Genomic DNA, 25,616 nt, shown 5'->3' with positions numbered 1-25,616 from the left:
CTGACCACAGGCAGAAAGGAAGGAACTTATGAGTAACTGGGAAAAGAATGTAAGAAAAGTTGTGCCGTATGTACCGGGCGAGCAGCCGCATGAGGCTGACATGATCAAGCTGAATACGAATGAGAATCCGTATCCGCCGTCACCAAAAGCCGCAGAGGCGATCAGACGGGTAGCAGAAGAGGATACCCTCCGTCTCTATCCGGATCCGACCGCGGCAGAACTGGTGCAGGCGATTGCGGATGTCTACCACGTAAGCACAAAGCAGGTTTTTGTCGGCGTTGGTTCGGATGATGTTCTGGCGATGGCGTTTATGACGTATTTTAACTCTGACAAACCGATTCTTTTCCCGGACATTACGTATTCCTTCTACGATGTCTGGGCGGAGGAATTCCGCATTCCGTACGAGCAGATCCCGCTCGATGAAAATTTCTGCATTGTGCCGGAGCAGTATTTTGCAGAAAACCATCCAAATGGCGGAATCGTGTTCCCGAACCCGAATGCACCGACGGGTGTGGAGCTTTCACTTTCTGCGATCGAATCGATATTACAGCACAACCCGGATGTGGTTGTAATTGTGGATGAGGCATATGTGGATTTCGGAGCAGCCACTGCGCAGCCGCTGTTGGAAAAATATGAAAATCTGCTGGTTGTGCAGACAACATCAAAATCCCGTTCGCTTGCCGGCATGCGCATCGGCTATGCAATCGGAAATGAGAAGATGATTTCGTATCTGAACGATGTGAAATATTCCTTCAATTCGTATACCATGAATCAGACCACGATCGCAGCCGGAGCCGCAGCGATCCGCGATGTGGAATATTTCCGCAAGACGGTGAAAAAAGTGATGGAAACGAGAGAGTGGTCGAAGGAGGAGCTGAAAAAGCTGGGATTTTCTTTCGAAGATTCGAAATCGAACTTTATTTTCGCAACGCACAAAAGCGTACCGGCCGGGAAGATTTTTCAGGCACTCCGGGAACGCCATATTTATGTGCGGTATTTTGAGAAACCCCGCATTGACAATTATTTGCGTATTACGATTGGCACGCGGGAAGAAATGCAGACGCTGTTTGATTTTTTGAAAGATTACTTAACCGAATCAAGCAAGTAGCGAAGCGGATTGCAAATATCCGCTTGCCAAGAGGGATGAAGCAGCTGAAAATATAAAACAGAAGAAGAGTATCTGCAGAGGAGCAGAAGAAAATTTTAAAGGGGGACTGCCGTCGGAATCAGCCATGAGATCCGGCGGCAGTTTTAGAAGGTATTTGGGTATGAACAAAGAGAAGAAAGAAGTAGTAAAGGTAAATCAGATTACGGAAGGTGTTATCTGGCAGCAGATTCTGATCTTTTTCCTGCCGATTCTGTTCGGAACGTTTTTCCAACAGCTTTACAACACGGCAGATGCCATGATTGTCGGACACTTTCTTGGAAAACAGGCACTTGCGGCGGTCGGCGGAACGACAGGTACACTGATCAATCTGCTGGTCGGATTTTTCGTCGGCCTTTCGAGTGGTGCGACAGTTGTTATTTCACAGCATTACGGAGCCAATAAAGAGGACAAGGTTCAGTGGGCAGTGCACACTTCTATTGCCTTTTCCATTCTCGGAGGTATTGTGCTGACAGTAGTCGGCATTGGCTGTTCGAGATGGATGCTCGATCTGATGAACACGCCGGATGACGTTGTAAACTATGCGCTGATTTATATGCGTGTCTATTTCCTTGGAACCATCGGAAACCTGATTTACAACATGGGTTCCGGTATTCTGCGTGCGGTCGGCGATTCGAAACGTCCGCTGCTGTATCTGATCATCTGCTGTATGACCAATATCGCGCTTGACTTTTTATTTGTTGTCGGTTTGCAGATGGGTGTTATGGGCGCGGCGCTTGCGACCATTCTGTCGCAGATCATCAGTGCGGTTCTTGTTATGGGCTCTCTGATGCGGACCAGAGATATTTACCGGCTTCATCTGCGGAAAATCAGCATTGACTGGATTATGCTGAAACGAATTATCCGCATTGGCTTTCCGGCAGGAGTACAGTCGATTCTGTACTCGGTATCGAACGTGATCATTCAGTCTGCTGTCAACTCGCTGGGAACCAACAATGTGGCTGCGTGGGCGGCTTACGGAAAGGTGGACGGTCTTTTCTGGATGATGATCAATGCGCTCGGTATTGCGGCGACAACCTTTGTCGGTCAGAACTACGGTGCGAAAAAGATGGATCGTGTACACCGCGGTGTGCGCACCAGCATGATCATGGCATTCCTGATGACGGGTCTGATGGTTGTGTTTATGTGGTTTATCGGTGATACACTGATTTCTCTGTTTACCACAGATACGGCGGTGCGTGAAATCTGTCACGGACTGATCCATTTCCTGGTGCCGACCTTCTTCACCTATATTTCCATCGAAATCCTTTCCGGTGCACTCCGTGGTGTCGGAGATGCATGGATTCCGATGTTTATCACCGGAATAGGAATCTGTGGAGTACGTATCGTGTGGATGACGGCGGTTTTGCCGCATTTCCACTCCTTAAAAGGAGCGGCCTTCTGCTATCCGCTGTCGTGGGTGATCACAACGATTGCGTACTTTATTTATTACCTGTTCTTCAGTCAGCTGAGTAAGAGGAAAGAATTGAGGAGTATCTAACAGAATGTTCAAACTGTATTAACAAAACTGTGCTATCATGAAAATATCAGTGTCAAAAGGTCAAAAAACCGATGCAGGAGGATTTTTGAACTCGGGACACGGCAAAAAATGAGTAAGTAGCCATTTTTCAAAGAAAAATGAGCGGATTACAAAGGAAAGACAGGTGGAACGTAAGATGGTAAGTGAAAAAGTAACGATTGTCAATCCGTCAGGTCTGCATCTTTTAAACGCGGTAAATTTGTCAAACAGTGTAAGCCGGTACAAATCTTCCATGTCGTTTACCTATGAAAACAACGGGATGCAGGGAACGGTTAATTTAAAGAGTATTTTGAGTATCGTAGCTGCAGGAATCAAGCAGGGAGAAACCATTGAGATCTGCAGCAGCGGGGAGGATGAAGAGGAGGCACTTCGGGCGGCTGTTGCCGCAATTAAAAGCGGGCTCGGAGAGACGCCGGAGTGAGGAGATAGGAACATAGAATAGAAATAAAGAAAAGGACCTCGCTTTTTGAAAAAACGGAATGGGAAACCGGACCGTATTTCAAAAAGCGAGGTTTTTTTTGTGGCGGCAGATAAAAGATTCCTGCCTTCGGGGGGGATTTCGAAAGCAGGGATGAAAAGATAAGCTGCGAAGCAGCTCTTCGGCTATGAGCAAGCAGCGAAGCGGATTGCTCATAGCCGTTTGACAACAGGAGGTATAAGGCCGGAAAAAAGTGTCTACACTCTGGATAAAGCAAAAATGCAGAGAAAAGGAGTGTAGAAAAAATGGCAAGGCAGAAGAAAATTGATCTGGAACATATGACGGAGAAGGAGAAAATGAAATACGAAATCGCAGGTGAGCTGGGGCTTTTAGAACGCGTGCTGAATGACGGCTGGCGATCACTCACGGCAAAAGAAACGGGACGGATCGGTGGCCTTGTGACACGGAGGAAGCGGCAGATGGCGGCGGAAGGAAAGAACGAAAACGAAGAAAAATAAGCGGTACCGCAATTTTTGCAATATCCTCAACAGTTTTGACCATAGATTTTTCCTGTGAAAGCGTTATAATAAAAACAAGGAATGGGTGGTGCCGCGCCAAAGTCCGTGTCTGCACGAGACCCGGCGACTGCCGCGATACCCTGAGAAACTCGCAGAGCGTGTTTCGGATCGTTTGGAGAAGTGAGGGAAAAGTTTATGGAAGCAAAAAAAGAGAAAAAGTATATGTCGGATATCCATCTCGAGGATTATACCGAACAGTACGAAACGGGATTTGCCACAGTGGACACGATGATATTTGAAGGGGGAAGAAGAGAGGAGCTGCTGAACGGCGGCTGGCATTATGCAGTCGATCAGTACGATACCTGTCTGCGCCAGAAATGGTACAAAGAGAGATACCGCGACGAAAAAGGCTTCACTGTGCCAATCGACTATTCCTTTGACGAGTGGCCGGTGATGCAGCTTCCGTGCAGCTGGAATACCATCGATCCGATGTATCTCCTGTATGAGGGAAGCATGATCTTTACGAGAAAAATTTCCTATATCGCAGAAAGAGAGGAAACAGTTTTTCTGAAGGTGGGCGCAGCCAATTATCTGTGCCGCGTTTTCTTAAACGGAAAATACGTCGGTATGCATCGCGGCGGATCGACACCGGCGTTCTGGAATATCACAGAATACCTGAAAGCGGAGAACCGCATCGTGCTTGCTGTTGACGGAACGAGACGGCCGGAGCAGGTGCCGACCGAGAATACCGACTGGTTCAACTACTGCGGCGTATACCGCGATATCGCACTGATCCGTGTTCCGAAATGCCATATCAAAACTTTTAAAATTGCGCTTGTGCCGGACGGAACATTTGGACATGTTATGGCGAAAGTGACACTGTCGGAAAAAATCACAGCCAAGGCAGAGCTTGTCATCGAGGAGCTTGGCGTGAGCCGGAAAATCCAGCTGGAAAACGGAGCCGGAGAAGTTGTTTTTGATGCAAAACCGGAGCTTTGGACACCGGAAAAACCGAAGCTGTATGATGTAAAAGTAACCTGTGGAACCGATACCGTCAGCGACCGGGTCGGCTTTCGTGAAATTCGCGTGAACGGCAGAGACATTCTGCTGAACGGAGAGCCCGTTTTCCTGCGTGGTATCAGTTGCCACGAAGACAGCGTGGAAAACGGAAAAGGCCTGACAAGAGAGGAACGGATCGAAAATATCCGCATTGCGAAAGAACTGGGATGCAACTTCATGCGCCTTGCACATTACCCGCATAACGAAGAAATGGCAAAACTCGCCGACGAGCTTGGGCTTCTTTTGTGGGAGGAAATTCCGGTTTACTGGGCAATTCGTTTTGAACGTGAAAAAACATATGAGGATGCCCAGAATCAGCTCCGCGAACTCATCAACCGTGACTGGAACCGCGCGAGCGTGATCATCTGGTCTGTCGGAAATGAGAATGCCGATACGGATGAACGGCTGAAATTCATGAGCGCACTGGCAGAATGCGCGCATCGGGAAGATGAGACGCGAATGGTGTCTGCGGCCTGCCTGGTTAATGCTGCGAAAAATAAGATTGAGGACCGTCTGATGGAATACCTTGACATCATCGGCATCAACGAGTACTGCGGCTGGTACACCCCGGATTTTGCGATGCTGCCGGCACTGATGGAAAACAGCCAGCCGGACAAGCCGGTTATCGTAACGGAGTTCGGCGCAGACGCGCTGCCGCATCACCATGGAACCATCTCGGACAAAGGAACCGAGGAGTGCCAGGCGGATGTGTACGAAAAACAGATTGCAACGCTGCGGAACATTGACTACATCAAGGGCATGACCCCCTGGATTCTCTACGACTTCCGCTGCCCGCGCAGAACAAGCCTGATCCAGAAATATTATAACCGAAAGGGGCTGCTCTCTGAGGACAAAAAGTACCGCAAACCGGCATTTTATGTGCTGCAGAAATTTTATGAAGAGCTGAAAAGAAAAGAACAGTAGGGGCAAGAGCTTTTCGAAAAGATCAGCCGACTTGCACGGTTGACGATATCAAACGGAACAGAGAAAAAAAGACAAGAACAGACAAAAACAGATGGTATGAAATCAGCTTTGAAGTCCGATTTCATACCATCTGTTTTTTTCACTGCAACAATCCGCCGTAGGCGGAGAATCCGGCAAGTGCTGTGTTATGCTTTTTTCTGTGCAGCCATCCACTCCAGAATCGGAGTCTCTTTTCCGTCCGTCATAACCGGTTTGCCGTCATAATCGAGGACACACTCATCGTTCAGCATCGGGATCCAGGACCAGTGGCCGATGTATTCGAATGGGGTGCCATCCGCATTTTTCTGTGTTCCGGTGTGATCGAGTACCTTGTCCCAGTAGGTGAAGTGTGCATTCGGGTTGACCTTTGCCAGACGCTCATAGGTTGGAACGACAAAATCATCCGGAACGACAACGGGGTCGGTTTTTGCGTGTGTAAACCAGATCGGCAGATCTTTGAGCTTCAGAATATCTTCATCGGAGATAAATGCATCCGCCAGAGCCTCGCAGACCGGATATGCGGCAGCGTAGCGGGACGGGTTGAAAATGATCTGTTTCATGGTCATAAAGCCACCGTTGGAGCAGCCGCCGATGTAGATGCGGGAGCGGTCAATCTGCGGATGGGCATCCACGAAAGCACCGATCAGGGCATCGAGAACTTCGGTATATTTGGAAGAACCGTCTTTGGTATATTCGCCGGTTCCGTCATCCATCCACATGGTTGGAGCCTGTGGAGCGAGCAGGTAGGTCTTGCCGCCGAAAATTTTCTGAACCTTTGGGGAAATCAGGTTTACAACTTTATTTCCGATTGCTGCAATCGGCGGTTCCTGTCCGCCCTCACCTGCGCCGTGCAGCCAGATGATCAGCGGGATTTTCTCATCCGCATCCATTTCCGGCTCGTAGTAAACGTAAGAGAGCGGAATCTGCGGATCCTCGTAGCGGTCTTCTTTGAGCCATTCACCGTAGATGACGCGGTTTCCGCCGTCTACGTCGAACGTCTGCGGAGAAATGGCATCATCGTCTGTTGCAATTTCAGAGACTTGTGTTACATCGTAAGCAACATTGACAAATACATTAAAATTACCGTTGAATTTGATGATGGAGCCGATTCCTTCCATGATGAAACACGGCAGCTCCAGCGTCAGACAGGTACCGTCCTCGCACGGTGCACCGGTTTTGTCAGAAACGTAAACGTTCGAAACGCGGCGTGTGCCGTCCATGGAATCATCCGGTTTGTCACCCATGAAATTCGGCCAGACAAAGTTCTCACCCTCGGTGGATGTACGGGTAACGTGTACCGTAAACTGCTCCGGAGATGGGGCCGCACCCGTCATGCTTTTGCCATAATCCAGAATTATTTTCGAAATATGCGGACCGAAATCAAAAACTTCGGTAATGGTATAATAAGTTCCGTTCATTTGTAAAAACCCTCCTTTGGTACGGAATGTACGCTCAGAGTCTTTCTGCACTTGCTTTTGCGACTGACAAAAATCATCTCACAAAATCAGGTACAGAAAAAGCTTGAGAGTACAGTTGTTTGCATGGGCAGAAAAGACGGTATTGGGAATGATAGATTTTTTCTGCCCTACAATACCAGTCTACTACAGACATTCCGAAAGAAAAAGTACAAATCAGAGATAAATTTGCACGGAGATGCTTTTTCTGTGTTTTTGTTTTCGGAACGGAAAAAGTCTGATCGAAACAGAAACAGCAGAAAAGTGTCAAAAAACAGCAGAATCGTTGTTTTTCGTATTGGAGCCGTATGGAATAATAAAATCATACAAGGAAAAAGGGAGGTTTTATGAGATGATTACAAGACTAGAGGAGATTCCGGTAACGAAAGAAAGCTATCCGTTTGCCAGTGCGGAGCGTTACCTGAAGCTGTCGGAGCGCGGCTATGTGGAGAAGGAATATTATATGTATGGAACGGCAAATGTCTACGAGACAGCCGACGAGCGCGGCGGCGTCTGTGTGCGCACTGCAGATGCACCATACACAAACCGCATCATCGTCCGCGCGCCGCAGGACACTGCAAAATGCAGCGGAAACGTTGTAGTGGAGATCATCAACCCAACGAGTTTTATGGAGATTGACCGCATGTGGATTCTCGGCTGGAAGAAATTTGTACGGGACGGCGATATCTATTTGGGAATCACAAGCAAACCGAATACCATCGCTAAAATGGTAGAGTTTGATGAAAAGCGTTACGGCCGTCTTTCCTGGGCCAACCCGACGCCGGATGTGCCGTTCTCGGAGCGACTGCAGGTCACAGGCGGACTCGGCGATCTGAATCATGATTACGAAACGGGTCTTTTCTGGGACATGCTGACAGACCTGGCGTGGCTGCTGCGCGGCGATGAGGAGCAGAATCCGATTCGGGAATATAAGAGAGAATACGTCTATTTGACGGGCTGGTCACAGTCGGGTTCGTATCTGTTCCGCTATCTGAACAGCTTTGCGTATCGTCCGGAGGTGGCACGCGGTGCGTGTGTATTTGATGGCTACCTTTCCGGAGGAGGAGTCCATTCCCTTGGTATTCCGGTCAACCAGTATGAAACCATGGCTCCGTACCATTACAGTCTGACACGTGTGGAAAAGGCGCGCGAGCCGTTTATCGCTGTGCAGACGGAGAGTGAAAACGGAAGAATGGAAGCATGGCGCATTGCCCAGCAGGACAGCGATGATCCGGAGTTCCTGTTCCGCCAGTATGATGTGACGGGTGCAAGCCATGACACTTCCTATAGCTATGTGGACTACTATCAGAACGATCCAGATCTGGTGCGGATCAACCATCTGCCATTCTATATGGGAAAAAATGAGGAAGGAAACGACTATCCGTCCCAGATTCTTTTTGCGGCAGCATTTCGGAATCTCTTTACCTGGGTACGGACAGGCGCAGCTCCGGCGCACTGTGACCGGATTGCGATTGACAGCGACGGAGAAAACAAAAAGGATGCGTTCGGAAATACGATCGGTGGACTGCGTACCTGCCTCCTTGACTATCCAACCGGAAGATACAGCAATACCAGCGACATTGAAAAAGGCCAGAATTTCCTGGATCCGGAATCGGAAAAGGAAGGATTGTTCGGTTATCAGCAGGCGTTTTCGAAAGAAATGATAAAAGAGCTGTACGGAACATTGGCACATTACCGGGAAATGGCGGAGAAAAACACGAAAGAGCAGGTAACGAAAGGCTTTGTCTGCCGCGAGGATGCGGCGGAGCTGGTTGAGATTGCCGTGCAGCTTGCAAAGAAACGCGGACTGGAATAAAAAACAATAAACAATAAACAGTTACAGTAAAATCAGATTCGAGGAGCGTGCCCGAAAAAAACCGGGCGCGCTCTGCGCAGATAAAGGAGAAAATAAAATGGGGATGAAAGCAGAACAGTGGCGACAAATTATTTTATCATTTGAGAGCAAGAAAACATACAACAATCCATTCCTCGATGTTTCCATCTGGAGTGTTTTTACGGGACCGTCGGGAAGAAGGATCAGAAGAGAAGCATACTGGGACGGCGGAAATACCTATCGGATTGCCTTTGCGCCGACCGAAACCGGAATGTGGAGTTATAGGTTGGAAGCACCGGAGGAGACGGGACTTTCCGGAGTGCAGGGAACGATCGAATGTATTCCATACGAAGGAAATCTTGCTATCTATCAGCACGGATTTCTGAAAGTGCATCCATCAGGAAGATATCTGACGTATGCAGACGGAACACCGTTTTTCTGGCTCGGCGATACGCACTGGGCATTTGCCTTTGGTGAGCGGTGGGACGAGTCGAACCATCCACAGATGACGAGCATGTTCCGCGGCATGGCGGACCGCAGGAAGGAACAGGGTTATAACGTTTATCAGACAAACCTTCGAAGCGACAGCTGGAAGGAGCACAAGAGCCGTTACTGGAAAACGGATGCCGCAGATGATGTGCCGGATGTGGCATTTTACCAGAACGAACTCGACCGCCGCATGCAGTATCTCGCTGACCTCGGCTTTATCAACGCGCTCGGTTTTGCCTGGTCCGGCTCGATCGAGCAGGGTGTGGAGCACCAGAAACATCTGGCGCGCTATATCATTGCCCGCTATGGTGCCCTTCCGGTTGTGTGGACGCTGGCAGGCGAAGTGGCAGGCTACTTCCCGGGAAAGCCGCGGGAAACAGCCATCAAAGGCTGGCGCGAGGTCGCAAAGTATGTGGAAAAAATGGACGGATATGGAACACTGCAGACCGCACATTATACGAATGAGCGTCCGTTTGCAGATTACTATTATGACGAATCGTGGTTTGATTTTGTGCTGAATCAGGCCGGACACGGCGATTTTCCGATCAATCCGTCCTGGTACCGTACCTATTGGAAGGAACACGGAACAAAACCGTTCATTGAAGGAGAGTCTCTGTATGAATACTGTTCCACACTGGAAGAAAACGGAACCCGGCTCTGCACCGATGCAATGCTGCGCCGCGTGGCATATATGGCAGTCCAGACCGGCGGCTGCGGCTATACGTACGGTGCGCAGGGAATCTGGGATAATATCTGGGAGGTAAGTGACATCAACCCGGATTTTAATGCATTCAACAAATTTGGCATCATCTGGGCGAAAGCCATTGACGGCCCCGGAGGCGCACAGATGGGATATCTGAAACGTTTCTATGAGGAACATCATTTTGAGGAGATGGTGCCTTACGATCCGGCAGAAGCAGAGGAGAGTATCAGCCCGTTTGTCAATAAGCTTGCGATTGCCACGATCAGCCGGGATAAAACAAGAGCACTGATTTATTACGGAGAGATGGATGGCACGAGTACACCGCTCGCAGGCCTTTGCGACGGAATCTATGCAATTTCTTGGTTTGATCCGAGAACGGGACAGACAGAAAAAGCAGAAATCCAGGTGGAAGTGCGTGGAAAGTCGTGCATTATGCCAAAGAAACCGGCGGCGGGAGACTGGATGCTGATAGCAGAATGCATAGAAAAAACTGAAAAGTGATCATAAACTATACAAAATGCGGAAAGAAACCGCAGAAAAGTGCAAATTCATCGCAGGATTGTTCTTTTTTGGAGGTAAGAAAGCAGATATAATAAGATCATCAAATGAGTCACGGCCGAAACTCAGAAACGAAATAAAGCAGCAAGACAAAAAGATAAAAAGCGAGGACGAAAGAATGAAAAAGAAAGTAGCAGCGATTTTCATGGCATCCATTATGGCATGCTCCATGGCTGCATGCGGAAGCAGCGGCGGAAGTTCAGATTCCGGAAAGACAGATTCTAAGGATAAGAGTACCGCATCCAGTACAGCAGAGAACGGAAGCGGAGAAGTGGAAAAAATCATCGTAAGCTTCCCGACCTGGACGGGTGCTCCGGCAGACACGGAGAAAGTACAGGAAGCCATCAATGATATCACAAGAGATAAGATTGGTGTTGAAATTGAGCTTTCCATTACTGATTACGGTTCCTTTAACCAGAACACGACGCTGGCGCTTTCCGCAAACGAGGAAGTCGACGTGCTTGTTTGTGTAGGATTCCCATATCAGACCGGAATTCAGCAGGGATATCTTTCCGATCTGGAAGAGAACGATCTTCTTGCAACGTATGGACCGGACATCGCAGAAGCAGTTGGACAGGATAACATTGATGCCTGCCGTGTGAACGGAGTTCTCTATGGTCTTCCAAGCAACCGGGACATTGCACAGGGACGTGGATGCGCAGCGATCGCAACCGAGTATCTCGATGGTATTGGCTACGAAGCAAACACAGACGATGAGATCGTAAAAATCAGTCTGGATGAATTAAATGACATTTATGCACAGCTGCATGAGAAGTATCCGGACAAAGAGGTTTATCGTCCGACAACAGGTTCTATGTCGCAGTTCTCTAACGTAGACTCCCTTGGAGGAAATGTGTTCGGTGTTCTGCTTGACTATGGCCAGAACCTTGATGTTGTAAATCTCTTTGAGAGCGATTTCTACAAGGATTATTGTGCAAGACTGTATGACTACAATCAGAAAGGCTATATCAGTGCCGATGCATCGACCGATACAACAGCAGTCGGAGAGCTTGTAAAAGCCGGAACTCTGATGAGCTATACCACAGGCGGAAAGCCTGGCATCAAAGCGCAGGAGACTACACTGACCGGTCGCGATATGACCATCTTCCAGACACTGGATGACTATATCAGTTCCACATCTGTGGCTAGTATGCCTTGGACCATTCCGATCTCTGCACAGCATAAAGAAGCAGCCATGAAATTCCTGAATGAGTGCTACACAAATGCCGATATCGCAAACCTTCTGGCATGGGGCATCGAGGGAACACATTATAAAATTGGCGATGACGGACTTGCTACTTATGCAGACGGTGTAGATGCATCCAACTCCGGATGGAATCATTCCATGGGATGGATGATGCCGAACCAGTTCCTGACCCATGTATGGGAAGGAAATGATCCGGATCTGTGGACAGAGATGAAAGAGTTTAACACCAATGCAAAGGTTTCCAAAGCAAGCGGTTTCTCCTTTGACAGCACAAATGTGGCAAACGAGCTCACAGCAGTACAGAACGTATACAACGAGTATCAGACCAGCGTAGAGTACGGCTTTGTAGACCCGGAGACCGGAATTGCTGAGATGAACGATAAGATGATGACTGCAGGCCTTCAGAAGATTATCGACGAGAAAAAGGCACAGCTTGCAGCGTGGCAGGAAGCAAACAAATAAAGTTTAAGAATTTAGATCAAAAAATGACTGCGCCGTCCCAAAAACAGGACGGCGCAGGTTGTAAGAAGAGAAAAATCTGTCAAAACCGGAACGCTTTGGGACCGGCTGCGGATAAGAAAAAAAAGGAGAAGGAAAAACATGGCAAGAGTGAAAAGTCAGAAGAGCCAGAAAAGACGAAAAACATTTGTACGTTTTCTGCCGATCTATATTCTGATGCTGCCGGGTCTCATTTATCTGTTTATCAACAATTACATGCCTCTGCCGGGTCTTGTGATTGCATTCAAACAGTACAATGCCGGAAAAGGCATCTACGGAAGTCCATGGGTAGGACTGAAAAACTTTGAATATCTGTTTACGACAAGCGATGCCTTTGTTATTACACGAAATACCATTCTCTACAATGTGGCATTTATCGTAATCAACACAACACTGGCAATCGCAGTAGCTATTGTCTTGAGTGAACTGGAAGGAAAACGGAAGAAAGTTTACCAGAGTGCAATCCTTCTTCCGAACCTCCTCTCCACCGTTATCATCGGATATCTTGTTTTTGCATTCTTCAGTGTAGAAAACGGATTCATTAACAACACGATTTTAAAGGCGCTGGGAAAAGATCCGGTTTCCTGGTATTCGGAACCGAAATACTGGCCGTTTATCCTGGTTTTTGTCAGTGCATGGAAGTCGGTTGGCTACAACTGTATTGTGTATCTGGCAACACTGATGGGATTTGATAAATCCTTCTATGAGTCAGCCAAGATCGATGGTGCAACGAGATGGCAGCAGATCAAATATATCACCCTGCCGCTTTTGCGTCCGACCATTATCATGCTGACCATGATGGCAATCGGAAGAATTTTCTACTCTGACTTCGGTCTCTTTTATCAGGTGCCGATGAACCAGGGAGCTTTGTATTCCACAACAAACACAATTGATACCTACGTATACCGCGGACTGCTTCAGATGGGCAATGTTTCGATGTCTGCCGCAGCCGGTGTTTACCAGTCGATCGTAGGATTTATTCTGGTGCTTGGCGCCAACCTGCTGGTACGTAAAATTGACCGCGACAGCGCGCTGATCTAGGAGGAACGGTATGAAAACAAGAGAAGATAAAATTTATAGCTTTTTCGGCCATCTGATCATGACAATCCTGACACTGCTCGCGATCATTCCGATTCTGCTGATGTTCATTTCCTCATTGACTGACAATGCAACCCTGCTACAGAATGGCTACTCTTTCCTGCCGGAAAAGTGGAGTACCTACGCTTATGAGTGGGTATTCACATCCAGCAGTTCCATGGTAATCAAAGCCTATGGAATGTCCTTTATCCTGACCGCAACCGGCGTTGTATGCAGCCTTGCACTGACAACCTGTCTGGCCTACGGCCTTTCGAAAAAGGGTCTGCCGGGACGAAATGTCCTGACCTTCCTGGTATTCTTTACCATGCTGTTTAATGGAGGCCTTGTACCGACTTATATCAATTACACGACCGTATTCCATGTGAAAGATACGTTCTTCGGGCTACTGGTTCCGTCTCTGATGATGAGCGCATTCAACGTTCTCCTGATGAAGAGCTACTTTGTCACCGGTGTGCCGGATGAAATTCTTGAGGCTGCCTATATTGACGGTGCAAACGAATTCCAGACTATGTGGAAGATCGCCATTCCGCTGTCCAAACCGATTATTACCACCGTTGCCATGTTCTCCGGTATCGCTTACTGGAATGACTGGAACAATGGTTATATCTATCTGACAAAGAGAACGGATCTCTACAGTATCCAGAACCTGCTGAACCGTCTGATGCAGAATATTCAGGCGCTGACGCAGAACGCCAACAACATGGCGCAGGCAGGCGAAGGCCTCTCCCAGATCCCATCCGGAACGGTTCGTATGGCGATGGCAGCACTTGGTATTCTGCCGATCATGATCATTTATCCGTTCATCCAGAAAAACTTTGTAAAAGGTATTACCCTTGGCGGCGTGAAGGGCTGATAAAAAAGTAAGTGAATCCAAAAAATCCGGCTTTCCGATATGCAAAAGGAAGGCCGGATTTTTTTAATTTCTAAACTGCCGTGGTGTCATGCCCGTCGATTTTTTAAACTGGCGGGAGAAGTACGAAATATTCTGGAAGCCGCAGGTGATGGCAATGTCGCGGATGCTCATTTCGCCCTTTGCGAGAAGCTCCTTGGAGCGCGCAATCCGGCGATCGATGACGTAGTTGATGAGAGAACTTCCCGTGTCTTTTTTGAAGAGATGGGACAGATAATCGGCGTTCAGGTATACCATGGCTGCAAGCGTATCGCGATCCAGCTCGTCGGAGAGGTGCGATTCGATATATGCTTTCACGGTGGCAACAGCCGTGTCCTGGGAAGCGGCTGCCTGACGGCTTTGTATGAACAGCAGAAGACTGTTGGAAATCCATTCTCGTAAAGCACCAAACGAGGAGAAGGTCTGCTCCGGGGAAGCAACGGTAATCTGGCGGCGGAAGGCTTCGTCTTCGCTGCCCGGATGATCCATCTGGCGGAACAGCAGCTGCAGGAACTGATAGTAAAAGCCGGTCAGAAATTCCCGTGTAGCAGTGCCGGAGCTTTTCGTCTGATTTAAGAAAGCGAAAACCTCAATCTGAAGCTGTTCCGTTTTTACGGATGTGAGAAGATCGGACCAGCGGTCAGATGGAATCGGCTGAAAAGGCGTCTGAACAGGAGCTTCGGTTTCAGCGGCAAGATCGAAAACGTGATTTTCGTAGGTGACGTTCTTTCCGGCGAAGGCTTTCATGGAAAGAAAAGCTTTTCGCAGGTCTTCCGGGAGACAGACCTTCTGATCAACGAAAAAGTTGATCGAGAACGGAAAATGTGTCACAAAGTCGGTCAGGGCCTGACGGCATCGGCCAATCACGGCGTCCCGAGAGTGTGTGGAGGCCGGGAGAAGCAGAAGATAAAAACCATCAAGCACACGGATCGTCAGCGGCAGCTCGCCGGGTTCAAAAAAATATTCCCGGGCAATATTTTTTAAGGCAAATTCATACAGGGTACGGTTGTCGGTCGGAGAAAAGGAGTTCGTCTGTCCGGTCTGGATCAGAAGCGGGCAGAAGGGCTGATGAATCAGTTTGACATCCAGACGGCGATAGCGGATTTCATCCATCACTTCGGGAGGAGCAGAGGAAATACTGCCATTTAACAGGTCGAGGAAAAACTGTTCCGCAAGCGGGAGCTCACTTTCCTTCCAGTAATTGGCATGAAGGGTGTTGACGTGGTCCTTCTGCTGCTTTTCACATTGCGCACAGGCTTTGTCAAGAGCTTCCAGAAGAGCATGGTCGTCCAGCGGCTTCAACAGATAGTCACTGCTGGAAAGCTTCATAGCGCGGGAAATATATTCAAATTTTGCATAGGCGGTCAGAAAAATGCAGACGGTTTCGTAGTGTGCCTGGCGGATCTGGTCCAGCAGTTCGAGGCCGGAACCGCCGGGCATCTCGATATCACAAATCATCAGATCAATCGGATGCGCGGAAAAGGCTTCCAATGCCTGTGTCAGATTGTAGGCACAGAAAATCTCAAAAAAGTCCGGGCGTAGTGTGCGGATTTTGTTGGAAATGCTTTCGACGGTATAATATTCATCGTCTACAATTAACAGGTTCATAATAACCTCCCAAAACATATTTTTAGCTGTTCCGGTTATCCGTCGATGCGGAAAAAGGGAACGTAAGGAAAATCAATGGTAATCTGAGCGCCTGCGCCGGGGCGGTTGCCAAAAGCAAAAGCTGCGTCGGGAAAAATCTGGCGGAGGCGGAGCACCACGTTTGTGATGCCGATGTGTTCCTGCTCGGAGTTTACATAGGTATCAAGCTTTTGCAGCACGGCAAGTATATCCTCGGAAAAACCGCATCCGGTATCCCAGATACAGATATGAAGACGGGTACACTGATTTTCTTCCTGCGCGGTGATATCGATATGCATGTCCAGCACTTTCCCCATAACGACCTCATATTTGATCGTGTTTTCCACAAAGTTCAGGAGTATAAGCGGCACAACCGTTGCATTTTGCAGCGATTCTTCGCAGGAAGGGAGCAGGCGCAGCGCGCCGGGATAGCGGATGGAGGAAAGCTCCACGTAGTTTTTTACAAGGTTTAGCTCTTCTAAAAGCGAGACGGTCTGGCCGGAGGAAAGCGTATAGCGCAGATGTACACTCAGGTTCTGAAGCATCTGCCGTGCCAGGTCCGCATGGTTATTTTCAGTCAGCTGATAAATGGTGTTCAGGCAGTTGATCATAAAATGCGGCGTGATCTGCTGCTTCAGGTAAAGCGCTTCCAGCTTCTGACGGGCGAGCTGTTTTTCGTAATTCGCGATTTTCAGATCATCGATCTCTTCGACCATATCGTTGAAAGCGGTCGTCATTTTCCGGAATTCGTCGAGCATAGCGTCATCCGGAATCCGCACCTTGAGATCACCGCCGCGGAGCTGTTCCAGCGCATGCGTCAGCATGTGAACCGGGTGAAGAACCCAGCGGTGCAGGGAAGCAGACAGGAGCAGCCAGATTACGAACAGACCGAGCGAAACGATCAGGGCGAGAAGATAAAAGCTGCTCTGATATTTGGTGTATTCCGAAGCCTTTAAAAGCAGGGTCAGCGACAGCGGTGTTTCGTTCAGTTCATGTGAAACAGCCATCCAGGAGGTTCCATCAATGTCGTAGGAAGGATATCGTCGCCATTTCAAGCGGGGAGCCTCCAGGCGGACATCGTTTGACGGGGTGCGCAGAAGAAGGGGACCATCGGAAAAATACAGAAGACTGTCCTGCGTTTTTGTATCGACCAGAGTGCCAAGGAGTGTATCCGTGGAAATGTACGCGCCGAGCAGATATCCGTTCAGGTTCAGAATACGGACAAGGTAATATTTCCCGTTGATTTCGTTGAGATTCCATACAGAGGACGGATCCTCTGTTTTGGCGATTTCACGGATATAGTTCCAGAGGAACGGTGTCGGGTTGGTGGTCTGGTCATAGAGGACCAGGGCATCTGTGGCTTCCTGATAGCAGAAAAAGCCGTCTACGGTATAGTTTGGCGTTGCGTTTTCAAAGCTTTTTTTGATTCGGTTTAATGTGATATACCAGTTGGTTGTCTGTGGTTCTGCTGCGCGGAGGGAAAGAAGATCGGCATCATTTAATGCGAAAACATAGAGGTAGGTTTCCGTGCGGGAAAGATTTTCATCCAGGCTTTTCTGGTACAGAACCAGTGTATTTTCCGAGTTCTCATGGATCCGCTCAAGCATCAGACCGAAAGCGGCTGTGTTGTTGTACGCGACAAGCGCGCAAAAAAGGACGATCATGACTGCAAGCAGAACAAAAATACGAAAACCAAGTGAGTGTATGGAAATTTTGGAAAAGCGTTTTTTCAAAGGACCATCTCCTCTCCTGTACATGTTAGATATATGCTGAATTTTGAGCCAGATAAAAAGAAAATGCCGGAACTGTTCAGCAAAAGGTCCGGCAGACTCTATGGGAAAGTTTACAATAAAAGTGAAAAAACGTCAATAAATACAAGGAAAAAAGAAATAGATATCGGCAAAAGTGATAAAAAAACAACTGAATTATTGTTTAAAAGTTTAATTTAAAAAGATTGACTATTCAAAATACATTTAGTAAAATTAAATTATCGCGATACGAAGCAATACTTATTTTAGAAAGGTGGAACGTATGTTACAGTCTTATACCGAATATGTAAAACGATATGGAATTGCAGAACTGGTTTTCCGGGGACCGTCCGAGGGAAATCCGTTTGCGGAGCAGTGGGTGAAAGGAACGATGGCAGGCCAGGCAGAGGAAAAGCGTGCCGAGGGCTTTTATGATGGAAACGGCGTATACAAACTGCGCTTTATGCCATCCTGCGAAGGAACGTATGAGATTACCGCAGTAACAAGCTGGGGCGATGAGGCAAAGGTGACGGTGGAGGTCAGCGCAGCCGATGAAAACTGCCACGGTCCGGTCCGGGTAGCAAACACCTATCATTTTGCTTACGATGACGGAAAGGAATACTACCCGTGCGGTACGACCTGCTATGTGTGGGAGCTGCAGAGTAAGGAGACTCAGGAGAAAACGTATGAAAGCCTTGCTGCTTCTCCGTTTAATAAGATCCGCTTCTGCGTTTTCCCGAAGCACTATGTCTACAATTTAAAAGAGCCGGCACAGTATCCGTTTGAAATTCGTGAAAATTCTCCGTGGTCTCCGTCTGACTTTGAGACAGAGAAGCTGGAAAAAGCGCCGCGCAATATGTTCGGCGGCATTGATGCCATGATCGAAAACCCGGATGAAGTATGGGATTATACCCGTCCAAATCCTTCTTATTTTGAACACATAGAAAATACGATCGTACGCCTTGGCACCATGGGAATCCAGGCTGATCTGATTTTGTTCCATCCGTACGACCGCTGGGGCTATTCACGCATGAATCTGGAGCAGCAGAACTTTTATTTAAGATACGTTGTTAACCGTTTCAGCGCATACCACAATGTATGGTGGGCTATGGCAAATGAATTTGACCTGTTCCGCTGGAAACCAGTATCCGAGTGGGAGTCCAATGCAGAAACCGTCTGCCGTCAGGATCCGTACCGCCATCTGCGCTCCATTCACAACTGTATGACCATGTACGATCATTCCAGGGGATGGATCACGCACTGCAGTCTGCAGAGAATCGATCTGTACCGTACCGCAGAAAATGTGGAAATCTGGCGCCCGCAGTATGGAAAACCGTGCGTACTCGATGAGATTGCATATGAAGGAAATCTTCCGTTCGGCTGGGGAAATATCAGCGGCGAGGAGATGACACGCCGGTTCTGGGAGGCATATACCAGAGGTGGATATGGCCAGCACGGCGAGACGTATGAAAATGAAAACGGTGTGATCTGGTGGTCACACGGCGGAGAGCTGAGGGGCGGCAGCCCGGCGCGTATTCAGTTCCTGCTGGACATTATGGAAGAAAACGGAGGCTATATGGAGCCGCTTCCGGCATTCTTTGATGAGACTTGCTGCACGAACGGCGCAAGCCATCCGAGAAAAGACTGTATCATGTACTATTTCGGAGCCAACCGCCCATGCCGTCGCCCGTTCCACATGCCGGAAGGCCAGGAGTTTGATGTGGAAGTCATCGACACCTGGAACATGACCATCACCCCGGCAGGCCGCCACAGCGAAGAATTCACGATCGACATGCCGTCAAGACCGTATATGGCTGTGCGACTGGTGAAAGTGAAATAAAAATGTGGGAGAGGAATCTTGAAATTCGGTTCTGCATATGATATACTTGCCGTAGGCAAAGCGAAGCTAAAAGGTTTCAACAACGAAAACCCCGGAGATGGCAGTCTCCGGGTTTTTCTATTCCGTAAAGCGGCTTAAACTTTTGGGCTGGTTGTCCTTCTAATCGTTTTCGTCCAACCATTTGCAGATGAGGTGGCAAATCACACCTGCCATAACGGAAACAATAAGCGAAGTAATAGGCTCCAACAACGTCACCTCCTTTCCAAGTTGCCTTGGTGTAGGTGAGACAACAAAATAAGTATAACATGATATGTGTAGAAACGGTTTGAAAAAACAGAACGTATATTTTGATGAAGTGTTACAGTTCACAGATTCCCTGCGAACTGTAACATTCGCAGCCCTCATTTAAAGTTTTGCTTCGCAAAAGGAGGGCTGCTCACTCCTGAATCACTTTCTTACGCAGCGAAACAGCAGGTGTTTCACTGCTGAGTGAACAGTAACGATGAAGTTGCACAAATATGAAAAAAGTTTATTTTGATCTTGACAACCCTCATCACATATGATAATATACCATCTGTATCACGCCGAAGACAGCAGGTGCCGCAAGGCGTAAGTTTCAAACGCCTGCCGAGGAGAAGTTACACAAGGTTCATGTTATGGAATTTTGAGATCTCTTCGCCAATCTTCGCGAAGAGCTTTTTTTATACTTCCAAAGCGTAGGTACGAAATACTACAAGGAGGTGCAATCATGGCAATCAATGCAAAAATCGATCTGAAGAAGCCGGTCCTGGAAGAGATCAGCGCACAGGTAGAAGGCGCACAGTGCGTGCTGCTGGTAAACTACAGCGGATTAACCGTTGCTCAGGATACTCAGCTGCGTAAAGAGTTAAGAGAAGCAGGCGTTCATTACAAAGTATACAAAAATACAATGATGAAACGTGCATTCGCTGGTACTGCTTTCGAGTCTCTTACCAAAGACCTGGATGGCACAAACGCTATCGCAATCAGCAAGGACGATGCAACAGCTCCGGCAAGAATCATCGCTAAATTTGCAAAAACCGCTCCGAAGCTGGAGATGGTTTCTGGTGTTGTAGAAGGAAACTACTACGACAAAGCTGGAATGGAAGCACTGGCAAACGTTCCGTCAAGAGAAGAACTTCTTGGCAAACTGCTTGGAAGCATCCAGTCCCCGATCGCAAACCTGGCTCGCGTCCTCAACCAGATCGCAGAGTCCAAAGGCGGCGCAGCAGAGGCCTAAGCCTCAAGCGGGCAGCGTGAAATACGCAGCCTGAGAACATTATTCAGAAAATATCCAAGGAGGAAAATAAAATGGCAAAGTTAACAACCGCAGAGTTTATTGACGCTATCAAAGAGTTATCTGTATTAGAGTTAAACGATCTTGTAAAAGCATGTGAGGAAGAGTTCGGCGTATCCGCAGCAGCAGGCGTTGTAGTTGCAGCAGCAGCAGGCGATGCAGCAGCAGCTGAGGAGAAAGACGAGTTCGACGTAGAGCTGACAGAGGTTGGCCCGAACAAAGTTAAAGTTATCAAAGTTGTACGTGAAGCTACAGGACTTGGCCTGAAAGAAGCTAAAGAAGTAGTTGACGGTGCTCCGAAAGTCCTCAAAGAGGGTGCTTCCAAAGCAGAAGCTGAAGAGCTCAAAACTAAACTTGAGGCTGAAGGCGCTAAAGTTACTCTTAAATAATTTAAGCGTAAATCAGAATCTATGGACGCACGGCGGGATTTCCTGCCGTGCGTTTTTTTCTTCACAGGATACTTCGTTGAATTTTTCTGTAAAGTAAAAAGCCATCCGGGCAGGAGCGCACTGTGGCGGAGGCAACGAGATAAAGTCCTTGCCGACGCTGCCCGTGGTGTCTGCAGTGATAACGAAAGAAGCCCACAGAGAGTGTTTTTTTGAGTACAAAATGGATGAAAGTGGGAGGGAGAAGAAATGCAGGTACATTCCATTCTGGAATCTTTACAGCAGGGAATCCTGATCTGCGATCAGCACAGCAGGATTGTGTTCTTCAATCAAGTCTACAGCGATTTCATCGGCGTTCCGCTTGAAATCGCGAAAGGTCATAAAATCACGGAGTACCGAAAATCTGCCATTGCTCCGGAAGTTATTTGGAGCGGCATCCCGGTCGAGGGAATGGTGCGGAGAGAGGGAATGCAGGAATACTTTGCAAGTGTTTATCCGATCTGGGAAGAGCATCAGATCCGCGGAAGCATCTCAATTGTGACGAGTCTCGTACAGTTTGAAAAACGGGAATCAGAGGCTCACATGACGCTGGAAGAGCGGGTGCGCCGCTTCGAACGGCAGGAGATCCAAAATACGCTGCTGCTGTACGGACGGGATATGGAGGGGAAGCGAAAAGCGGCAAAGGAACTCGGAATTTCGCTGGCGACGTTATACAATAAAATGAAAGAATAAGAAATAATAACGGAATGCCGGAATTTCTATTGCATTGGATGTTTTTACCGTATTTTCCGACCCGGCTGAAAAGCAGTTCATGTAAAAAGGGAACCAGATTTCTAAAATTTTAGAAATTCGGTTCCCTTTTGTGGTACCTGCCATGGATCTGCGTTACAATGACATCAGATCAAAGAAAGAGAGGCCATTGGATATGAAAAAAATCAGAATCGGAAGCGGGGCAGGCTACGCGGGAGACCGCATCGAGCCGGCCGTGGAACTGATGGAAAAAGGAAATCTGGACTACATTATTTTCGAGTGTCTGGCGGAGCGCACCGTTGCGATCGGACAGCAGGACAAAGAGAAAGATCCGTCGAAGGGATATAACCAGCTGCTCGACTACCGAATGGAAAAAATTCTCCCGCTGATGGAGAAAAACAAAGTAAAAGTCATTACCAATATGGGAGCTGCCAACCCGGTATCTGCTGCCGAACGGACGTGTGAAATTGCCAGAAAACTGGGTGTCGGAGGATTGAAAATTGCCTGTGTGACCGGCGATGATATTACAGACGAACTGGATAAGTATGAAAATGAAAAAGTGCTGGAGGATGGCACGCTGTTAAAAAAGAAAAAAGATGTTCTGATTTCTGCGAACGTCTATATGGGTGCGGAGGGCATCACAAAAGCGTTGGAAGAGGGTGCCAATCTTGTCATTACCGGTCGCGTTTCCGATCCTGCACTGACGATCGGACCGCTGGTATATGAGTTCGGATGGAACATTGACGACAACCCGGATCAGATGGGACAGGCGGTTCTGGCAGGCCATCTGCTGGAGTGTGCCGGACAGGTGACAGGCGGCTATTTTGCGGATCCGGGCTACAAGGATGTGCCGGATCTGTGGAAACTTGGATTCCCGCTCATTGAGATCGACGAGACAGGCGCATTTACCGTGACAAAGGTCGAGGGAAGTGGCGGACTGGTGAGTGTGGATACCTGTAAAGAGCAGATGATCTACGAAATCCACAACCCAAAGGCTTACCTGACCCCGGATGCAACAGCGGACTTTTCAAAGGTGACGTTCCGGCAGATCGGGGAAAACCAGGTTCGCGCCGAGCATGCGACAACGCATGGAAGACCGGAAACTTTGAAAGTGAGTGTCGGCTACAAGGACTGCTTCATCGGTGAGGGTGAAATTTCCTACGGCGGAAGCAACTGTATGGCACGGGCGGAGCTGGCGGCGGAGATTCTGGAGAAGCGGATTGCACTGACAGGCATCGAACTGGAAGAGTACCGTACTGATTTTATCGGATGCAATTCCCTGTATCGTGATGCAATTTCCAAGGAGATCGGAAGTGGAACTCCGTGTGAAGTGCGCCTCCGCGCCGCAGGCAGAACGAAAGACCGGAAAAATGCCGTTCTGCTGGCAAACGAGGTGGAGGCTCTCTATACCAACGGTCCCGCAGGAGGCGGCGGAGCAGTGAAACGGGTGTCCGAGATTGTCTCGGTCTGCTCAATTTTTGTGCCGCGCGATGCAGTAGAAGCAAAAGTTACATTCCGGGAGGTATAAGGCGATGAAATTAAAAGAGATTGCACATGCAAGAACAGGAGATAAAGGCGAGATCTCCAATATTTCGGTGATCCCATATGATGAGAACAATTATGAAATGCTGAAAGAAAAAGTAACAGAAGCACGCGTAGCAGAATACTTCCGCGAAATCTGTCACGGAAAAGTAACCCGCTACGAACTGGACGGAATCCATGCGCTGAACTTTGTCCTCGACAAGACACTCGGCGGCGGTGTCACAAGATCGCTGGCGCTGGACAAACATGGAAAGACACTCGGTATGGCACTGCTGGAAATGGAGGTTTAGGGCAATGGCAGAAGATTTTATGGCGGCAGTGGTAAAACGCGTGGAGGAACAGTTTGCGAAAAGCGGCGTTTCCGAAAGCTGTGCAGTATTTGAAAGAAAAGAAAACCAGATCGAGATGCGTGACGGCGTGAAGCTTCACACGATCTATTATTTCCCGAAGGAAGATGGAACTGCGGAAGAAAAAACATATCCCGTCATTCTGACCCGCACCTGCTATCCGGGCAACGACCGCATTCATCGTGCCTACGGCGAGGGGCTGGCGCGCAGAGGTTATGTGTATGTCTACCAGTATTGCCGCGGCAGAGAGCAGTCGGAAGGAAAATGGGAGCCAAACATCAATGAGCGGAACGATGGCATTGACACCATGGATTACCTTGTGGAGCAGCCGTGGTGCGAAATCTTAGGCTACTGGGGCCATTCCTACACAAGCATGACCGGCTGGGCGTTCGCTGATGCCGCGGAGGGGAAAGTTGCCGCAATGTTTCTGGAGGACTATGGAACGGATCGTTTTGTATCAGCCTACGAGAAGGGCTGCTTCCGCCACGATATCCTGACCGCATGGTCGATGGAAAATGCGGAAAAACCAGTGAATGCTGACTATCGCGAAAGCTGCCGTTATCTGCCGCAGATTGAAGTGGACAAGGCGCTGTGGGGACAGCGTGTTCCGTCCTACCGCGAATACATCACAAGCCCGAGCCCGGATGCGGCACTCTGGCAGACGGGCTGGTGGAAACAGTTGCGGGAAATTCCATCAAAAACGAAGGTTCCGATTTATCTTTTAAGCGGCTGGTACGATCATCACCACGGCAGCAGTATGAAAACGTGGGAGCGACTGAATGAGGAGACGAAACAGCACAGCTGGCTGGAAATCGGTGCATGGAACCACTTTTTCCAGATTTGTCTTGAAGATAAAGAGGTGCTGCACCCGCAGAATGAAGAAATTCCAAAGATGCTGGAATGGTTTGAGCTGACGCTGAAACAAAAAGAAATCCCGACACAGCGGATCCGTGCCTATGAAATCGGAGCGGACCGGTGGATTGACATCGTATCCGACCAACTGGGAGAAGAAGGAACTGCGGGAAGCATGACGCTGTATCTGGATGAGAAAACACTGCGGGAAGACGCGCCGGAACGGGAAAAAACGAGAAACTACACGTTTGACCCGGCCACTCCGGTTGAGAGTATCGGCGGAGAAGCTCTTCTGCATACGATGCCGCAGATCGGCAGCCATCTTCAGCCGGAACCGGACTATCGTGAGGATGTCCTGAGTTTTGTATCAGAACCGCTGGAAGAAACTTTCACGCTGAACGGAAAAGCTTCCGTCCGTCTGTTCGTGGAAAGTGATTGCGAGGATACGGCATTCACAGCGAAAATCATGGAAGTGACGCCGGAGGGAAAAGCTTACAACATTCGTTCCTCGATTGCAACGCTGGAGCAGGGAAAAACAGAGGCTGGGGCCTATGAACCGGGCAGCGTGGCAGAGGTGCAGATTACTATGTGGAATATTGTATACACGATTCCAAAGGGTTCCCGCATTCGTGTAGATGTTTCCTCCTCCGACTTCCCGCAGTATCATGTTCACAGCAATCAGAAAGGGCTGTGGTCGGAAAAAACGGAGAATAAAATTGCACATCAGACTATTCATATGGGCGGAAAAGCTGCTTCCTGCGTGATTTTGCCGCTGATGAAAAAACAGTGAACCGTAACGGTAAGGCGAACATAGGAAAAATCAAAAAGAAAAAAGTAG

General features: G+C 48.5%; 20 protein-coding genes and 1 other annotated feature. Of the genes, 17 read left to right on the top strand and 3 right to left on the bottom strand.

What is annotated here, in order from left to right:
- Positions 1–28: 28 nt before the first annotated feature.
- From hisC to DWX26_RS06560, 5 genes are all read left to right on the top strand, one after another.
- Complete coding sequence (gene hisC / locus DWX26_RS06580; protein ID WP_118595907.1) at positions 29–1,108, top strand: histidinol-phosphate transaminase; 1,080 nt, start codon at positions 29–31, stop codon at positions 1,106–1,108.
- Between the two features lie 160 nt (positions 1,109–1,268).
- Positions 1,269–2,645 (top strand): MATE family efflux transporter, encoded by a 1,377-nt coding sequence (locus DWX26_RS06575; protein WP_117510359.1) that lies wholly within the window; start codon positions 1,269–1,271, stop codon positions 2,643–2,645.
- A 175-nt stretch (positions 2,646–2,820) separates the two neighbouring features.
- Positions 2,821–3,105: an HPr family phosphocarrier protein gene (locus DWX26_RS06570; RefSeq protein ID WP_055227790.1), complete on the top strand. Its 285-nt coding sequence runs from the start codon at positions 2,821–2,823 to the stop codon at positions 3,103–3,105.
- Positions 3,106–3,407: 302 nt separating this feature from the next.
- Positions 3,408–3,620: a small, acid-soluble spore protein, alpha/beta type gene (locus DWX26_RS06565; RefSeq protein WP_055220834.1), complete on the top strand. Its 213-nt coding sequence runs from the start codon at positions 3,408–3,410 to the stop codon at positions 3,618–3,620.
- A 195-nt stretch (positions 3,621–3,815) separates the two neighbouring features.
- The gene (locus DWX26_RS06560; RefSeq protein ID WP_118601096.1) at positions 3,816–5,603 is read left to right on the top strand and encodes a glycoside hydrolase family 2 protein; all 1,788 of its coding nucleotides are present in this window, start codon (positions 3,816–3,818) and stop codon (positions 5,601–5,603) included.
- A gap of 185 nt (positions 5,604–5,788) precedes the next feature.
- Here DWX26_RS06560 and DWX26_RS06555 read toward each other — a convergent pair whose 3' ends face one another.
- On the bottom strand, positions 5,789–7,060 hold the full coding sequence (locus DWX26_RS06555) for a prolyl oligopeptidase family serine peptidase (protein WP_118601095.1): 1,272 nt from the start codon (positions 7,058–7,060) through the stop codon (positions 5,789–5,791).
- A gap of 388 nt (positions 7,061–7,448) precedes the next feature.
- On the opposite strand from DWX26_RS06555, the gene DWX26_RS06545 reads away from it, so the two are divergent.
- The 5 genes from DWX26_RS06545 to DWX26_RS06525 all read left to right on the top strand — a co-directional run bounded on the left by DWX26_RS06545 (position 7,449) and on the right by DWX26_RS06525 (position 14,336).
- Positions 7,449–8,912, top strand: coding sequence for an alpha/beta hydrolase domain-containing protein (locus DWX26_RS06545; protein WP_118601093.1), 1,464 nt, complete (start codon positions 7,449–7,451; stop codon positions 8,910–8,912).
- A 97-nt stretch (positions 8,913–9,009) separates the two neighbouring features.
- Positions 9,010–10,623: an apiosidase-like domain-containing protein gene (locus tag DWX26_RS06540; protein ID WP_118601092.1), complete on the top strand. Its 1,614-nt coding sequence runs from the start codon at positions 9,010–9,012 to the stop codon at positions 10,621–10,623.
- 175 nt (positions 10,624–10,798) lie between these two features.
- Complete coding sequence (locus tag DWX26_RS06535; protein WP_158579574.1) at positions 10,799–12,349, top strand: ABC transporter substrate-binding protein; 1,551 nt, start codon at positions 10,799–10,801, stop codon at positions 12,347–12,349.
- A gap of 138 nt (positions 12,350–12,487) precedes the next feature.
- On the top strand, positions 12,488–13,426 hold the full coding sequence (locus DWX26_RS06530) for an ABC transporter permease (protein WP_117510352.1): 939 nt from the start codon (positions 12,488–12,490) through the stop codon (positions 13,424–13,426).
- 10 nt (positions 13,427–13,436) lie between these two features.
- A complete protein-coding gene (locus tag DWX26_RS06525) occupies positions 13,437–14,336 on the top strand; it encodes a carbohydrate ABC transporter permease (protein WP_055266923.1) in 900 nt (299 codons plus the stop codon).
- Positions 14,337–14,399: 63 nt separating this feature from the next.
- Here the strand turns inward: DWX26_RS06525 and DWX26_RS06520 are convergent, their stop codons facing one another.
- The gene (locus DWX26_RS06520) at positions 14,400–15,980 is read right to left on the bottom strand and encodes a response regulator transcription factor (protein WP_158579575.1); all 1,581 of its coding nucleotides are present in this window, start codon (positions 15,978–15,980) and stop codon (positions 14,400–14,402) included.
- A 35-nt stretch (positions 15,981–16,015) separates the two neighbouring features.
- Positions 16,016–17,731, bottom strand: coding sequence for a sensor histidine kinase (locus DWX26_RS06515; RefSeq protein WP_055266927.1), 1,716 nt, complete (start codon positions 17,729–17,731; stop codon positions 16,016–16,018).
- Between the two features lie 298 nt (positions 17,732–18,029).
- On the opposite strand from DWX26_RS06515, the gene DWX26_RS06505 reads away from it, so the two are divergent.
- The 7 genes from DWX26_RS06505 to DWX26_RS06475 all read left to right on the top strand — a co-directional run bounded on the left by DWX26_RS06505 (position 18,030) and on the right by DWX26_RS06475 (position 25,568).
- Positions 18,030–19,586 (top strand): DUF5605 domain-containing protein, encoded by a 1,557-nt coding sequence (locus DWX26_RS06505; RefSeq protein WP_118601089.1) that lies wholly within the window; start codon positions 18,030–18,032, stop codon positions 19,584–19,586.
- A 566-nt stretch (positions 19,587–20,152) separates the two neighbouring features.
- Positions 20,153–20,297, top strand: a sequence feature (ribosomal protein L10 leader region).
- 37 nt (positions 20,298–20,334) lie between these two features.
- A complete protein-coding gene (gene rplJ, locus DWX26_RS06500; protein WP_055227784.1) occupies positions 20,335–20,844 on the top strand; it encodes a 50S ribosomal protein L10 in 510 nt (169 codons plus the stop codon).
- A 71-nt stretch (positions 20,845–20,915) separates the two neighbouring features.
- Positions 20,916–21,290: a 50S ribosomal protein L7/L12 gene (gene rplL / locus DWX26_RS06495; RefSeq protein ID WP_022462823.1), complete on the top strand. Its 375-nt coding sequence runs from the start codon at positions 20,916–20,918 to the stop codon at positions 21,288–21,290.
- Between the two features lie 246 nt (positions 21,291–21,536).
- Positions 21,537–22,019 (top strand): helix-turn-helix domain-containing protein, encoded by a 483-nt coding sequence (locus DWX26_RS06490; RefSeq protein ID WP_118601088.1) that lies wholly within the window; start codon positions 21,537–21,539, stop codon positions 22,017–22,019.
- Between the two features lie 193 nt (positions 22,020–22,212).
- Positions 22,213–23,565 (top strand): acyclic terpene utilization AtuA family protein, encoded by a 1,353-nt coding sequence (locus DWX26_RS06485; RefSeq protein ID WP_118601087.1) that lies wholly within the window; start codon positions 22,213–22,215, stop codon positions 23,563–23,565.
- Positions 23,566–23,569: 4 nt separating this feature from the next.
- Positions 23,570–23,869: an AtuA-related protein gene (locus DWX26_RS06480; RefSeq protein WP_022462826.1), complete on the top strand. Its 300-nt coding sequence runs from the start codon at positions 23,570–23,572 to the stop codon at positions 23,867–23,869.
- A gap of 4 nt (positions 23,870–23,873) precedes the next feature.
- Positions 23,874–25,568, top strand: coding sequence for a CocE/NonD family hydrolase (locus DWX26_RS06475; protein WP_158580591.1), 1,695 nt, complete (start codon positions 23,874–23,876; stop codon positions 25,566–25,568).
- Positions 25,569–25,616: the final 48 nt, after the last annotated feature.

Origin of the sequence: Blautia sp. AF19-1, assembly GCF_003479155.1 — a bacterium.
In the GTDB taxonomy this organism is placed as follows: domain Bacteria; phylum Bacillota; class Clostridia; order Lachnospirales; family Lachnospiraceae; genus Fusicatenibacter; species Fusicatenibacter saccharivorans.
Note: the sequence above shows the minus strand (reverse complement) of the source record. Positions and strands in the feature narration are given on the sequence as shown.